Consider the following 15,310-nt stretch of genomic DNA (forward strand, 5'->3'; position numbering starts at 1 on the left):
AGTGTCTATTTGGAGTTTCATATTCAACGTGTGCTGTTGAAATTGTGATTCCTCTTTCTCTTTCTTCTGGAGCTTTATCTATATTTGCAAAATCTACTGCTTCTCCTAATTGGTATCTTGCATGTAATGTTTTTGTTATAGCAGCTGTTAATGTTGTTTTACCATGGTCAACGTGTCCTATTGTTCCAATATTAACGTGTGGCTTAGTTCTTTCAAATTTAGCTTTTGCCATTTTTTCTTCCTCCTTTTTATATATATGGTAGGGATAAACACCCTACCATTTTTTATTTATATTATTATTTTCCTTCTATTATCTTTTTAGCAACTCCTGCTGGAACTTGCTCATAGTGATCAAATATCATTGTGTATGTTGCACGACCTTGAGTCATAGATCTTAAAGTCGTAGCATAACCAAACATTTCTGAAAGTGGAACATAAGCATTTATTACTTGTGCACCTGCTCTCGCTTCCATACCCTCTATTCTACCACGTCTAGAATTTAAATCTCCCATTACATCTCCCATGTAATCTTCTGGAGTTACTACTTCAACTTTGAAGTATGGTTCAAGAAGTACTGGATTTGCTTTTTTCATAGCATCTTTGAATGCCATAGAAGCAGCAACTTTAAATGCCATTTCTGAAGAGTCTACCTCATGATAAGAACCATCGTATAACTCAACAGCTACATCAACAACAGGATATCCTGCTACAACTCCAGCTTCCATAGCACCTTGAATACCAGCGTCCACTGGTCCAATGTACTCTTTTGGAATTGCTCCTCCTACGATTTTATTAATAAATTCGTATCCTTCACCTGGTTGCTTTGGATAAACTCTAATTTTAACATGTCCATACTGTCCTCTACCACCAGATTGCTTAGCATATTTATTCTCAACATCAACTTCTTTAGTTATTGTTTCTCTATAAGCAACTTGAGGCGCTCCAACATTTGCTTCAACCTTGAATTCTCTTAATAGTCTATCTACTATTATTTCTAGATGAAGCTCACCCATACCTGATATAATAGTTTGTCCTGTTTCTTCATCAGTACGAACTCTAAATGTTGGGTCTTCTTCAGCAAGTCTTTGAAGAGCTATACCCATCTTTTCTTGAGCTGCTTTAGATTGTGGCTCTATAGCAACAGATATAACCGGCTCTGGGAATTCCATAGACTCAAGAATTATTGGATGATTTGGGTCACATAAAGTATCTCCAGTTGTAGTATCTTTAAGACCAACAGCTGCAGCTATATCTCCAGCATAAACTTCTGAGATTTCCTCTCTTGAATTAGCATGCATTTGTAGAATACGTCCTATTCTTTCTTTTTTATTTTTGGTAGAATTTAAAACGTAAGATCCACCATTTAATATCCCTGAATAAACTCTAAAGAAAGCAAGTTTTCCTACAAATGGATCAGCCATTATTTTGAATGCTAATGCTGAAAATGGCTCATCATCAGATGCATGTCTTTCATCTTCTTCTCCATCTGGTAATACCCCTTTTATAGCAGGTATATCTAATGGAGATGGCATATAATCTACAACTGCATCTAACAATAACTGAACTCCTTTGTTCTTATAAGCAGTACCACAAAGTACTGGATTAAGCTCACAAGCTATAACTGCTTTTCTAATTGCAGCTTTTAATTCTTCATTTGAGATTTCTTCTCCATCTAAATATCTCATCATTAATTCTTCGTCAGTTTCAGCAACAGCCTCAATTAACAATTCTCTATACTCTTGAGCTTGATCTTTTAAGTCATCAGGAATTTCAGTTACTTCCATATCTTTTCCTAAATCATCTTTATATATTCTTGCATTCATTTCTACTAAATCTACTATACCCGTGAAGTTTTCTTCATTGCCTATTGGAAGCTGAATTGCTGCCGCATTAGCACCTAATCTATCTTTCATCATTTCGATAACATTAAAGAAATCTGCACCTATTCTATCCATTTTGTTTACAAATGCAATTCTTGGTACTCCATAAGTATCAGCTTGTCTCCATACATTCTCTGATTGAGGCTCAACTCCACCTTTTGCACAGAAAACTGCAACCGAACCATCAAGAACACGAAGAGATCTTTCAACTTCTACAGTAAAGTCTACGTGTCCTGGAGTATCTATTATATTAATTCTATGATTTTTCCATTGACAAGTTGTTGCAGCAGAAGTAATTGTTATACCTCTTTCTTTTTCCTGCTCCATCCAGTCCATTTGAGAAGCTCCTTCATGAGTTTCTCCTATTTTACGAGTAACCCCTGTATAGAAAAGGATTCTTTCAGTAGTAGTAGTCTTTCCTGCATCTATATGGGCCATTATACCTATATTTCTAGTTCTTTCTAAAGGAAATTGTCTAGCCACAGGTATCCTCCTTTCTGATATGAAAATTATCAGTTGCTATATATTGTAAATTCTACCATCTGTAATGAGCAAATGCTTTATTAGCTTCTGCCATTTTATGAGTATCTTCTTTCTTCTTAACTGATGCACCTGTATTGTTAGCAGCATCCATTATTTCTTTAGCTAGTCTTTCTACCATTCCTTTTTCTCCACGAGCTCTAGTATATCTAACTAGCCATCTTAATCCTAAAGTTTGTCTTCTTTCTGGTCTTACTTCTACTGGTACTTGATAGTTAGCTCCTCCAACACGTCTAGCTTTAACTTCAAGTACTGGCATTATATTGTTCATAGCTTTTTCAAATACTTCTAATGCCTCTTCTCCAGTTCTTTCTTTTATAACCTCAAAAGCACCGTAAACTATTTTTTGTGCTTTACCTTTTTTTCCATCTAACATCAAATTATTTATTAACTTAGTAACAACTTTACTTCCGTATATTGGATCTGGTAAAACTTCTCTTTTTGGAACATTACCTTTTCTTGGCATTGTACTTCCCTCCTTAATCTTTTTTAGATCATCGGTACTCGACAGTCATAAAGCTGCCGTGATGCCATAAATATATATATATATTTAAAGCACCGAACGATTAATTAATTACTTTTTAGCAGCCTTAGGTCTCTTAGTACCATACTTAGATCTTGCTTGTTTTCTGTTTTCTACTCCTGCTGTATCTAGTGTACCTCTTAATATATGGTATCTAACCCCTGGTAAGTCTTTTACTCTACCACCTCTTATAAGAACAACACTATGTTCTTGTAAGTTATGTCCTTCTCCTGGAATATATGCTGTAACTTCTATTCCATTAGTAAGTCTAACCCTAGCAACCTTTCTTAAAGCTGAGTTAGGTTTTTTAGGAGTTACAGTTTTAACAGAAGTACAAACTCCTCTTTTTTGTGGTGAACTTAAGTTTGTAACTTTTTTGTTTAATGAGTTGAATCCTTTTTGTAAAGCCGGAGCAGTAGATTTTTCCTCTAATGCTTTTCTTCCTTTACGAACTAATTGGTTTATTGTTGGCATCATGCGCACCTCCTTCCAAAATTTTATTAATATTGATGACCGCCAACTATTTTAAAATACCTGCTACAGCAGCTCTTACTTGTATGTTGCAAGCTCTGCCTAGCTCTTTCATTGAATTGACATAGATTACTTCTATGCCCTTTTCCTTTGATAATTCTTCTACATTTTTTGTAACATGCTTTTCTGCATCCTTTGCTACAAAAACTACTGTAACCTTATCTTCTTTTAAGGCTCTAGCTGTCTGTTTGGTGCCTACTACTTTTTTTTCATTTTTAAGATTCTGTAAATCCATAAAGTTTCCTCCTTATTAAATACCTAGGAGATTATGAAATAATCTCCTACATATTTAAAAGTCAACTTTCTTAAATTTGCACACTTTAACATTTTAACACTATATATACTTTAGTGTCAATATGTCTTTACAAAAGGTTAACACAAGTTTATTCTTCCACTTTTTCTACAGCTATATTCTTATATCTTTTCATACCAGTTCCAGCTGGTATTAACTTACCTATAATTACATTTTCTTTAAGACCTATTAAATTATCTTCTTTTCCTTTTATAGCAGCTTCAGTTAATACTCTAGTTGTTTCTTGGAATGATGCTGCTGATAAGAAAGATTCCGTTGCAAGAGATGCTTTTGTAATTCCTAAAAGAACTCTCTTTGCTACAGCTGGTTTTTCTCCTTTTTTTACAGCATTTTCATTTGCTTCATTAAATTCTAGTATGTCTACAAGACCTCCTGGAAGTAAATCTGTATCTCCAGGATCTTCTACTTTTACTTTTGAAAGCATCTGTCTTACTATAACTTCTACGTGCTTATCGTTAATATCAACACCCTGCATTCTATACACTCTTTGTACTTCTTTTACTATATAGTCTTGAACTCCAAGAACTCCTTTTACTCTTAATATATCATGAGGATTTATAGATCCTTCAGTAATAGGGTCCCCAGCTTCAATGTATTGTCCTTGTTTAACTTTTATTCTAGAACCATATGGTATTGTATAAGTTTTAGCATCTCCAAGTTCAGGTATAATAGTTATTTCTTTTTTCTTTCCTGTTTCATCAAGTTCAACCTTACCAGAAACTTCAGTTATTATAGCAAGTCCCTTAGGCTTTCTAGCTTCAAATAACTCTTCAACCCTTGGAAGCCCTTGAGTTATATCTCCACCTGCAACTCCTCCTGTGTGGAAAGTACGCATTGTAAGCTGTGTTCCAGGCTCACCTATAGATTGAGCTGCAATTATACCTACTGCTTCACCTATGTTTACCTCTTTACCTGTTGCAAGGTTTCTTCCATAACACTTAGAACATACCCCATGAGATGTTTTACAGTTTAAAACAGACCTTATTTTTACTTTTTCAATTCCTGCATCTATTATCTTTTGAGCGTCATCTTCCTCTATTCTCGAATCAGCTTTTACTATAATTTCTTTTGTTTCAGGATGTAGCACATCATCAAGTGTATATCTTCCAACTATTCTATCGTATAATTCTTCTATTACTTCATTTCCATCTTTGAATGCAGCAACTATTACTCCTTCTTTAGTTCCACAGTCTACTTCTCTAACTATAACATCCTGACTTACGTCTACAAGCCTTCTTGTTAAGTACCCTGAATCCGCTGTACGAAGTGCTGTATCTGCAAGACCTTTTCTTGCTCCATGTGAAGATGTAAAATATTCAAGTACAGTAAGGCCTTCACGGAAGTTTGATTTAACTGGTATTTCAACTGTCTTACCAGATGCATTTGCCATAAGACCACGCATTCCGCCAAGCTGTCTTATTTGGTTTTTACTACCTCTTGCTCCTGAGTGAGCCATTATGAATACATTGTTTAACCTTCCAAGATTTGACATCAAGGCATCTGTTACTCTTTCAGTAGTCTCAGTCCAAGTTTCTATAACTTTCTCATATCTTTCTTCGTCAGAAATAAGTCCTCTTCTATAAGCTCTTTCATACTTTTCTACTCTTTCTTCTGCTTTTGATATTAATTCATATTTTTCTTTCGGTATATCCATATCAGCTATAGAAATTGTTACGGCTCCTTTTGTTGAGAAAGTAAAACCTAAAGATTTTATATTATCAAGCATTATAGCTGTTATTGTATTCCCATGTTTTCTAAAACACTTATCTATGATTTTACCTAATTGCTTTTTATCAACTAAAAAATCTACTTCTAAAGAATATTTATCCTTAGTTCTATCTACAAAACCTAAATCTTGAGGTATGTTTTCATTGAATATAAATCTACCTACTGTGCTCTCCACTAATTCACCTTTATCTTGCGAAGATAATTTCTTTCTTACTTTAACTTTTGCATGTAGACCTACAGATCCTGTTTGGTATGCAAGAAGCATCTCATTATAATCTTTAAATATGCTTCCCTCGCCTTTTTCTCCTTCTACTTCTATAGTTAAATAATAACTTCCAAGTACCATATCTTGTGTAGGAGTAGTTATAGGTGAACCGTCTTTTGGTGCTAATATATTGTTAGTAGATAGCATTAAAAATCTAGCTTCAGCTTGTGCCTCAACAGATAACGGAACGTGAACAGCCATTTGGTCTCCGTCAAAGTCAGCATTATAGGCTGAACACACAAGTGGATGCAGTTTGATTGCTTTACCTTCTACTAAAGTTGGCTCAAAAGCTTGTATTCCAAGTCTATGCAGTGTAGGAGCACGGTTTAATAAAACCGGATGTCCTTTTATAACATCTTCTAGTACATCCCATACTTCAGACTTAACTTTTTCAACCATTCTTTTTGCACTTTTTATATTATGTGCATAACCTTTTGATACAAGTTCATTCATTACAAAAGGTTTAAAAAGTTCTAATGCCATTTTCTTAGGAAGACCACATTGATAAAACTTAAGTTCTGGTCCTACTACTATAACAGAACGCCCTGAGTAGTCAACACGTTTTCCTAGAAGATTTTGACGGAAACGTCCTTGCTTACCCTTTAACATATCAGATAAAGATTTTAAAGGCCTATTTCCAGGACCTGTTACCGGTCTTCCTCTTCTTCCATTATCAATTAAAGCATCTACTGCTTCTTGAAGCATTCTCTTTTCATTTCTAACTATTATATCAGGTGCTCCTAAATCTAATAGTCTTTTTAGTCTGTTATTTCTATTTATAACTCTTCTATATAAATCATTAAGATCTGAAGTTGCAAATCTTCCTCCATCTAATTGAACCATTGGTCTTAAGTCTGGAGGTATTACAGGAATCACATCCAATATCATCCAATCAGGTTTGTTGTCAGATTGCTTAAAAGCTTCTACAACTTCCATTCTTCTTATTGTTCTAACTCTCTTTTGTCCTGTGCTATCTTTTAATTTAAGCTTTAATTCTTTTGATAAAGAATCTAAATCAATTTTATTTAGAAGTTCTTTTATAGCTTCTGCTCCCATTCCTGCCTTAAATGTATTCCCATACTTTTCAAGAGCATCTCTATATTCTTTTTCTGTTAAAAGTTGTTTTTCTGTAAGTCCTGTTTCACCTGAATCTATAACTATATAAGATGCAAAATACAATACTTTTTCAAGTGATCTAGGAGACATATCAAGTAAAAGACCCATCCTACTTGGTATTCCTTTAAAATACCAAATATGAGAAACTGGTGCAGCAAGCTCTATATGTCCCATTCTTTCACGTCTAACTTTAGATTTAGTAACTTCAACACCACATCTATCACATACTACACCTTTGTATCTTACTCTTCTATATTTCCCACAATGACATTCCCAGTCTTTTGTTGGTCCAAATATTCTTTCACAAAACAATCCATCTTTTTCTGGCTTTAAAGTACGATAATTTATAGTTTCTGGCTTTTTAACCTCTCCTTTTGACCATTGTCTTATTTTTTCAGGAGATGCTAATGCTATTTTTATTGACTCAAAATTATTTAATTCAAACAAGGAGTTCTCTCCCTTCTTTTTGAGATTTGAAATATTTATAATAAATACTTATTTTTATAATAATAAAATTATTTTTACTTACACTAGCTCTTGACTAGTTATGTATTACTAGCACAAGAGCTTTTCAGTAAAATATTATTTGATTAAAAATTAAATTCGTCATCCAAATCTTCTTCTTCTTCTTCTTCAAGCAAGCTTTCATCAAATTCTATATCAAAATCTTCATCTAGATCTTCTTCATTATTTTCTATAGGTTCTAATTCTTCATTTATTTCATTTCCTTCAGAAGAAATATATTCAAAATTGTCATTAATTTCATCTTCATCTAAAGACTCTTTCACTTCTATTTCTTGATCTTCTTCTGTTAGTACTTTCACATCAAGACATAAACTTTGAAGTTCTTTTATTAAAACTTTAAATGACTCTGGTATTCCAGGTTCAGGTATATTTTCACCCTTTACTATTGCTTCATAGGTTCTAACACGACCTATTACATCATCTGATTTTACTGTTAGTATTTCTTGTAATGCATGTGAAGCCCCATAGGCTTCAAGTGCCCAAACCTCCATCTCTCCAAATCTTTGACCTCCAAATTGAGCTTTACCACCTAGAGGCTGTTGTGTAACTAACGAGTAAGGTCCTGTACTTCTAGCATGTAATTTATCATCAACTAAGTGATGTAGCTTTAACATATACATGTACCCAACTGTAACTCTATTATCAAAAGCATCTCCAGTTCTTCCATCATACAATGTTAATTTCCCATCTTCTGGATAACCAGCTTCTCTTAATGCCTCTCTTATGTCTTCTTCTTTTGCTCCATCAAATACAGATGTTGCTACATGCCAACCTAATGATTTAGCAGCAAGTCCTAAGTGAACTTCAAGAACCTGTCCTATGTTCATACGAGAAGGAACTCCTAGTGGGTTTAATACTATTTCTACCGGAGTACCATCTTCCATAAAAGGCATATCTTCCTCTGGAAGAACTCTTGATATAACCCCTTTGTTTCCATGACGACCAGCCATTTTATCTCCAACATTTATTTTTCTCTTTTTAGCAATGTAACATCTTACAAGTTCATTTACTCCAGGAGGAAGTTCATCTCCATTTTCTCTTCTAAATACTTTTACATCTACTATTATACCCGATTCTCCATGAGGAACTTTTAAAGAAGTATCTCTAACTTCTCTGGCTTTTTCTCCAAATATAGCACGAAGAAGTCTCTCCTCTGCAGTAAGTTCTGTTTCTCCTTTAGGAGTAACTTTACCTACTAATATATCTCCAGATTCTACTTCTGCACCTATTCTTATTATTCCTCTTTCATCTAAGTTCTTAATAGCATCTTCTCCAACATTTGGTATATCTCTTGTGATTTCTTCTGGTCCTAACTTTGTATCTCTAGCTTCAGCTTCATATTCTTCTATATGAATAGTAGATAGTCTATCTTCTCTAACAAGTCTTTCATTTATTAGTATTGCATCCTCGTAATTGTATCCTTCCCAAGTCATAAAAGCTATAAGACAGTTTCTTCCAAGGGCTATTTCTCCCATATCAGTAGATGGACCATCAGCTATTACATCACCTTTTTCAATCTTATCTCCTTTATTTACTATTGGAGTTTGATTTATGCATGTTCCTTGGTTAGAGCGTTTAAATTTAAGTAATTTATATCTGTCTTTATTTCCATCTTCTCTTTTTATTACTATTTCATCCGCACTTAACTTATCAACTACTCCTGAGTTTCTAGCTACAACTACTGCTCCAGAATCTTTAGCAGCTCTATATTCTATTCCAGTTCCTACAACAGGCGCTTCTCTTCTAACCAAAGGCACTGCTTGACGTTGCATGTTTGATCCCATTAAAGCACGGTTTGCATCGTCATTTTCAAGGAAAGGTATCATTGCTGTAGCAACAGAAACTACTTGTTTTGGAGAAATATCCATATAGTCAACTAAATGAGCTGGAACAATTTCAACTGTACCATTTACAGTTCTAGAAGTAACTCTTTTATTAACGAACTTTCCTTCTTCATCTAGAGGTTCGTTAGCTTGTGCTCTTATATATATATCTTCTTCATCTGCTGTTAGATAATGTATTTCTCTAGTTACAACACCAGTTTCTTTATCTACTTTTCTATATGGAGATTCAATAAAACCATATTGATTTATTTTAGCATAAGTACCTAAAGAGTTTATCAGTCCTATATTTGGACCTTCTGGAGTCTCAATAGGACACATTCTACCATAATGTGAATGGTGAACGTCACGAACCTCAAAGCCTGCTCTCTCTCTTGAAAGACCACCAGGTCCAAGTGCTGATAATCTTCTCTTGTGAGTAAGTTCAGATAATGGGTTTGTTTGATCCATGAATTGAGATAATTGAGAGCTCCCAAAAAATTCCTTTATAGCTGCTGCAACTGGTCTTATATTGATTAGTGCTTGAGGAGTTGCAACTTCAATATCTTGTATTGTCATTCTCTCTTTTATAACTCTTTCCATTCTAGAAAGACCTATTCTAAATTGATTTTGAAGTAACTCTCCTACAGATCTTACTCTTCTATTACCTAAGTGATCTATATCGTCAATATGACCTATTCCATAAAACAAATTAAACTGATAACTTATAGAAGCTATAATATCATCAAGTATTATATGTTTTGGAATTAAACTTCTTATATTATCCTTTATAGCTTCTTTTATCTCTTCTTCACTACTATATGTATCTAGTATTTCTTTTAAAGTAGGATAGTGAACTTTTTCTTTTATATTCAAATCATCTATATCAAAAGATACATGTTCTTTTATGTCAACAAAATTATTTCCAATAACTTTAACTACTTTATCTTCATCAACATATACTTTTACTATATTTATTCCTGAATTTTGAATTGATTTTGCTTTTTCTATTGAAATTTTTTCACCTTGTTTTACAAATAGTTCTCCCGTTTCAGTATTTACAATATCTTCCGCTGCAATTTTATTTATGATTCTATATGCTAAAGCTAATTTCTTATTGAATTTATATCTTCCAACTTTAGCCAAGTCATATCTTTTAGCATCAAAGAATAAAGAATTTAATAAAGAAGATGCACTCTCAACTGTAGGAGGTTCACCTGGTCTTAACTTTTTGTATATTTCAATAAGTCCTTCTTCTACAGTTTTAGTATTATCTTTTTCTAGTGTTGCAAATAATCTTTCATCTTCTCCTAAAAGTTCTATGATTTCTGAATCTGTACCAAACCCTAAAGCTCTTAAAAGTACTGTAACTGGTTGTTTTCTTGTTCTGTCAACTCTTACAGAAATTATATCATTTGAGTCAGTTTCATATTCAAGCCAAGCTCCTCTATTAGGAATAACTGTAGATGAAATCAGCCTTTTACCTGTTTTATCCCTTTCTTGACTAAAATATACACCTGGTGATCTAACTAATTGACTTACTATTACTCTTTCTGCTCCGTTTATTACAAATGTTCCTTTTTCTGTCATTAAAGGGAAATCTCCCATGAAAACTTCTTGTTCTTTTACTTCTCCTGTTTCTTTATTTATAAGTCTTACTTTTACCTTTAAAGGTGCAGAGTAAGTAACATCTCTTTCTTTACATTCTTCTACTTCGTATTTTGGTTTTTCATCTAGGGAATAATCTACAAACTCTAAGATAAGATTACCTGTGTAATCTTCTATAGGCGAAATATCTTCAAAAACTTCTTTTAGTCCTTCATCTAAAAACCACTTGTAGGAATCTAGCTGAATTTCTATAAGGTTAGGAAGTTGTACAACTTCATTAATTTTAGAAAAGCTCATTCTAGTTCTTTTGCCTATTGTGACAGGATGTGGCATTCTGTTTTCACCTCTCAATATAAATAAAACTAAAAACAAATTTTTTTCCATTCCAATGCATTCAATAATGTTATCATATATTTGTAAATAGGTCAAGGTATTTTTTATATAAAAAACAAAAAAAGGTGCCATATGGCACCTTTTTTATCTCTAACTAATTATTTTACTTCTACTTTTGCTCCAGCAGCTTCTAATTTTTCTTTGATTTGTTCAGCTTCTTCTTTAGAAACTCCTTCTTTAACTGGTTTTGGAGCACCATCAACTACAGCCTTAGCATCTTTTAATCCAAGTCCAGTTATTTCTCTAACTGCTTTGATAACTCCTACTTTTGAAGATCCTGCATCTGCTAATATTACATCAAACTCAGTTTTTTCTTCAGCAGCAGCTCCACCAGCAGCTCCAGCTACCATTACAGGAGCAGAAGCAGATACACCAAATTTTTCTTCTGCAGCTTTAACTAATTCATTTAATTCTAAAACTTTCATATTCTCTATAGCTTCTAAAATTTGTTCTATAGTCATTTTAAGCACCTCCGATATTTTTTCAATTTTATTTGAATATTAAGCTTCTTGTCCTTCTTGCTTTTTGATTAAAGCATCTAATAAATATGCAAAATTTGAAACTGGAGCTTTTAAGCTGCCAAGTAATTTTGCAATAAGAACTTCTCTTGATGGAATTTTAGAGAATTCTTCAATTTTATCTTTATCATAAAATTCCCCTTCAACTATACCCATTTTTAGTTCAAGTTTAGGGTGGTCTTTCATGAAATCACTTATAACTCTAGCTGGAGCAACTGGATCTTCAAATCCAAAAGCTATAGCATTTGGCCCAACTAATAATTCATCGTTTAATTCACTTATTCCAACTTCTTTAGCTGCTCTTCTAACAAGAGTGTTTTTGTAAACCTTGTATTCTACATTAGCTTCTCTGAATTTTTTTCTAAGCTCTGTAACTTCTTCTACTGTTAACCCTCTGTAATCAACAACTATCGTTGAAGAAGATTTTTGTAATTTTTCAACTATTTCTGAAACAATTTGTCCTTTTAGTTCAATCGCTTTAGACATCTAGGTGTCCACCTCCTTCACCTATCCTTGTATTTTACCGTATACTTTAAAAAGCCTTTGTACGTCCATAGACATACAAAGGCTTTATTCTCTAAATTAATAATTTATAGAAAACCTCGGTAGGTAAAATTAAGCTATAAAAGCACCTACTGTCTACGGCAAAATATTTTATTTTTCAACACTCTTTATTGTATATGAAATATAAATCTATGTCAAGAGTTTTTTTACTCTGTAACTCTAGCAGGGTTTATCTTAACTCCAGGTCCCATTGTAGATGCTACTGTAACTGATTTTAAGTATTGTCCTTTAGCAGCAGCTGGCTTAGCCTTTATAACAGCTTCCATTAATGTAGAAAAGTTTTCAGTTAACTTTTCTTTTCCAAATGAAACTTTTCCTACAGGAACGTGGATTATATTTGTTTTGTCTAATCTGTATTCAACTTTACCTGCTTTAATTTCATCTATTGCTTTAGCCACATCAAATGTAACTGTTCCTGATTTTGGGTTTGGCATTAAACCTTTTGGTCCAAGTACTCTACCCAGTCTTCCTACAACCCCCATCATATCTGGAGTTGCTACAACCACATCAAAATCAAACCAGTTTTCACCTTGAATTTTAGCTACTAATTCTTCTGCTCCTACAAAATCAGCTCCTGCATTTTCTGCTTCTTTTGCTTTTTCTCCCTTAGCAAAAACTAAAACTTTTTTAGTTTTACCTGTACCATGAGGAAGAACTACTGCTCCTCTTACTTGCTGATCTGCATGTCTTGAGTCAACACCAAGCTTTATATGCGCTTCAACTGTTTCATCAAATTTAGCGCTAGCAGCTTTAACAACTAACTCTAAAGCTTCAGATGCATCATATAATCTATCTTTTTCAACTAACTTTAAAGCTTCTAAATACTTCTTACCTTTTTTAGCCATTTTTATACCTCCTTGTGGTTTTAAGCGGTAATTTTACCTCCCACTTTTAAAAACAAAATTAGTCTTCTACAACTATACCCATACTTCTAGCTGTACCAGCTATCATGCTCATAGCACTTTCAACTGTTGCAGCATTTAAGTCAGGCATTTTAAGTTCTGCTATCTCTCTTATTTTATCTTTAGATATTTTAGCAACTTTAGTTCTGTTTGGTTCTCCAGAACCTGACTCTATACCAACAGCTTTCTTAAGAAGTACTGCAGCTGGTGGAGTTTTTGTTATGAATGTAAAAGATCTATCTTGGTAAACTGTTATAACAACTGGAATTATTAAACCAGCCTTATCTGCAGTTTTAGCATTAAATTCTTTACAGAATCCCATTATATTAACACCATGTTGTCCTAATGCTGGACCTACCGGTGGAGCTGGCGTAGCTTTTCCTGCAGGTATTTGTAATTTAACTTGTCCTATTACTTTTTTAGCCATTTATAGCACCTCCTTATACAGGTTAATTTTATTAAAATTATATTTTTTCTATTTGATCAAACTCCAATTCTACAGGAGTCTCCCTGCCAAACATTGATATTAATACTTTTATTAATTCTTTCTCCATGTTAATTTCTTGTACTGTACCCATAAATCCTTCGAAAGGCCCATTTTTAACTGTTATAACTTCTCCAACCTCTATATCTATTTCAGGAACAGCTTTTTCTACACCCATTCTCTTAACTTCTTCTTCTGATAAAGGTACAGGTTTTGAACCAGGTCCAACAAATCCAGTTACTCCCTTGGTATTTCTAACTATATACCAAGATTCATCTGTTATTATCATTTTAACCAAAACATAACCTGGGAATATTTTTCTTTGTCTAGTTTTCTTTTTACCATTTTTAGTTTCCACTACCTCTTCTGTAGGTACAACTACATCTATGATATAGTCTTCCATACCTCTAGTTTGTACAGTTTTTTCAATGGTAGCTTTAACCTTATTTTCATGACCTGAGTATGTATGTGCCACATACCACTTAGCTTGTTCTAATTCTGACATATTTTTAGCTGTCATCTACCTTTATTTCAGATGACACCTGCCCTCCTTTGCGGATTTATCTATTTAGTATAAGCTTTAATAAAAAACCTATACCTGAATCAACCGCCCACACTAATATAGTCATTAAAAGACATGTGGTTAGAACTACTCCAGTATATTTAGTCAGTTCTTTTTTATTGGGCCAGTGGACTTTTTTAAGTTCCCCTTTAGTTTCTTTTAAGAACTTTCCAACACTCTTAGAATTTTCTTTATTAGTGTTCGTATTTGTTTGGGCCGCCATTCCCACGTCACATCCTTTTATAAACTATTTTGTTTCTTTGTGAACAGTGTGTGTTTTGCAGAATCTACAATATTTTTTTAATTCTATTCTATCTGGGTTATTCTTTTTGTTTTTAGTTGTATTGTAATTTCTTTGCTTACATTCAGTACAAGCTAAAGTTATTTTAACTCTCATCTGCTACACCTCCTAATCAATTGATAGCCATATCTTAAAGAAATCTATTTTTATTCTTTACATAGATTACTGCTATTATAAGTATCACCTTATAAAAGTTATCATATTTTTATAATTATGTCAATTCTTTTTATAACAAATCAAAAATTCTATATTTTAACAAAAGTTCTACTATAAAAAAGTCTTCATTATTCTAAAGATTTTAAATGTAGACTTTTTTGAAATTCATAACGAAAATTATATTTATCCACAATTCAAAAAGATTATAATTTCCTATTCATTATAAAAAAGAGAAGGAAAATCACCCTTCTCTTTTTATACTATTCTATTATAGATGCAACTACTCCAGATGCTACTGTTCTTCCACCTTCACGTATAGCAAATCTTAATCCTTCTTCCATTGCTATTGGTGCTATTAATTCAACTGTTACTGAAGTGTTATCTCCTGGCATAATCATTTCTGTTCCTTCTGCTAACTTGATTGCTCCTGTAACATCTGTTGTTCTGAAATAAAATTGTGGTCTATATCCATCGAAGAATGGAGTATGTCTTCCTCCTTCTTCTTTCTTAAGTACGTATATTTCTGCTTTGAATTTTGTATGAGGCTTAATTGTTCCAGGCTTAGCTAAAACTTGTCCTCT

Annotated in this window: 15 protein-coding genes and 1 other annotated feature; all 15 genes read right to left on the minus strand. The window is 33.2% G+C overall.

The features are described from left to right. The coding region (locus tag BUA77_RS10335) for a GTP-binding protein (protein ID WP_242939114.1) at positions 1-232 on the minus strand (232 nt) is incomplete at its 3' end. Positions 233-296: 64 nt separating this feature from the next. Further along, positions 297-2,363, minus strand: a complete 2,067-nt coding sequence (fusA, locus tag BUA77_RS10340; RefSeq protein WP_072889885.1) for an elongation factor G — start codon at positions 2,361-2,363, stop codon at positions 297-299. Positions 2,364-2,415: 52 nt separating this feature from the next. Beyond that, the gene (gene rpsG, locus BUA77_RS10345) at positions 2,416-2,886 is read right to left on the minus strand and encodes a 30S ribosomal protein S7 (RefSeq protein WP_072889888.1); all 471 of its coding nucleotides are present in this window, start codon (positions 2,884-2,886) and stop codon (positions 2,416-2,418) included. 108 nt (positions 2,887-2,994) lie between these two features. After that, positions 2,995-3,417: a 30S ribosomal protein S12 gene (rpsL, locus tag BUA77_RS10350; protein ID WP_072889891.1), complete on the minus strand. Its 423-nt coding sequence runs from the start codon at positions 3,415-3,417 to the stop codon at positions 2,995-2,997. A gap of 46 nt (positions 3,418-3,463) precedes the next feature. Further along, entirely contained in the window at positions 3,464-3,709 is a 246-nt protein-coding gene (locus BUA77_RS10355) for a ribosomal L7Ae/L30e/S12e/Gadd45 family protein (RefSeq protein WP_072889893.1), read from the minus strand. Positions 3,710-3,857: 148 nt separating this feature from the next. Continuing rightward, on the minus strand, positions 3,858-7,343 hold the full coding sequence (gene rpoC / locus BUA77_RS10360) for a DNA-directed RNA polymerase subunit beta' (RefSeq protein WP_072889895.1): 3,486 nt from the start codon (positions 7,341-7,343) through the stop codon (positions 3,858-3,860). 143 nt (positions 7,344-7,486) lie between these two features. Then, positions 7,487-11,182 carry a DNA-directed RNA polymerase subunit beta gene (gene rpoB, locus BUA77_RS10365; RefSeq protein ID WP_072889913.1) on the minus strand — a complete coding sequence of 1,232 codons (3,696 nt, stop codon included), beginning with the start codon at positions 11,180-11,182 and terminating at the stop codon, positions 7,487-7,489. A gap of 158 nt (positions 11,183-11,340) precedes the next feature. Continuing rightward, positions 11,341-11,703, minus strand: a complete 363-nt coding sequence (gene rplL, locus BUA77_RS10370) for a 50S ribosomal protein L7/L12 (protein ID WP_072889897.1) — start codon at positions 11,701-11,703, stop codon at positions 11,341-11,343. Positions 11,704-11,742: 39 nt separating this feature from the next. Next, positions 11,743-12,246 (minus strand): 50S ribosomal protein L10, encoded by a 504-nt coding sequence (gene rplJ, locus BUA77_RS10375; protein ID WP_072889903.1) that lies wholly within the window; start codon positions 12,244-12,246, stop codon positions 11,743-11,745. Between the two features lie 38 nt (positions 12,247-12,284). Continuing rightward, positions 12,285-12,423, minus strand: a sequence feature (ribosomal protein L10 leader region). A gap of 47 nt (positions 12,424-12,470) precedes the next feature. Next, positions 12,471-13,169 carry a 50S ribosomal protein L1 gene (gene rplA, locus BUA77_RS10380; protein WP_072889905.1) on the minus strand — a complete coding sequence of 233 codons (699 nt, stop codon included), beginning with the start codon at positions 13,167-13,169 and terminating at the stop codon, positions 12,471-12,473. Positions 13,170-13,227: 58 nt separating this feature from the next. Further along, complete coding sequence (gene rplK / locus BUA77_RS10385; protein ID WP_072889907.1) at positions 13,228-13,653, minus strand: 50S ribosomal protein L11; 426 nt, start codon at positions 13,651-13,653, stop codon at positions 13,228-13,230. 37 nt (positions 13,654-13,690) lie between these two features. Continuing rightward, entirely contained in the window at positions 13,691-14,215 is a 525-nt protein-coding gene (gene nusG, locus BUA77_RS10390; protein WP_072889915.1) for a transcription termination/antitermination protein NusG, read from the minus strand. A gap of 55 nt (positions 14,216-14,270) precedes the next feature. Next, positions 14,271-14,495, minus strand: coding sequence for a preprotein translocase subunit SecE (secE, locus tag BUA77_RS10395; RefSeq protein WP_072889909.1), 225 nt, complete (start codon positions 14,493-14,495; stop codon positions 14,271-14,273). Between the two features lie 24 nt (positions 14,496-14,519). Next, complete coding sequence (gene rpmG / locus BUA77_RS10400; RefSeq protein WP_072889911.1) at positions 14,520-14,669, minus strand: 50S ribosomal protein L33; 150 nt, start codon at positions 14,667-14,669, stop codon at positions 14,520-14,522. 320 nt (positions 14,670-14,989) lie between these two features. Beyond that, the coding region (locus BUA77_RS10405) for an EF-Tu C-terminal domain-related protein (RefSeq protein ID WP_456300368.1) at positions 14,990-15,310 on the minus strand (321 nt) is incomplete at its 5' end.

This window comes from Tepidibacter formicigenes DSM 15518 (assembly GCF_900142235.1).
In the GTDB taxonomy this organism is placed as follows: domain Bacteria; phylum Bacillota; class Clostridia; order Peptostreptococcales; family Peptostreptococcaceae; genus Tepidibacter; species Tepidibacter formicigenes.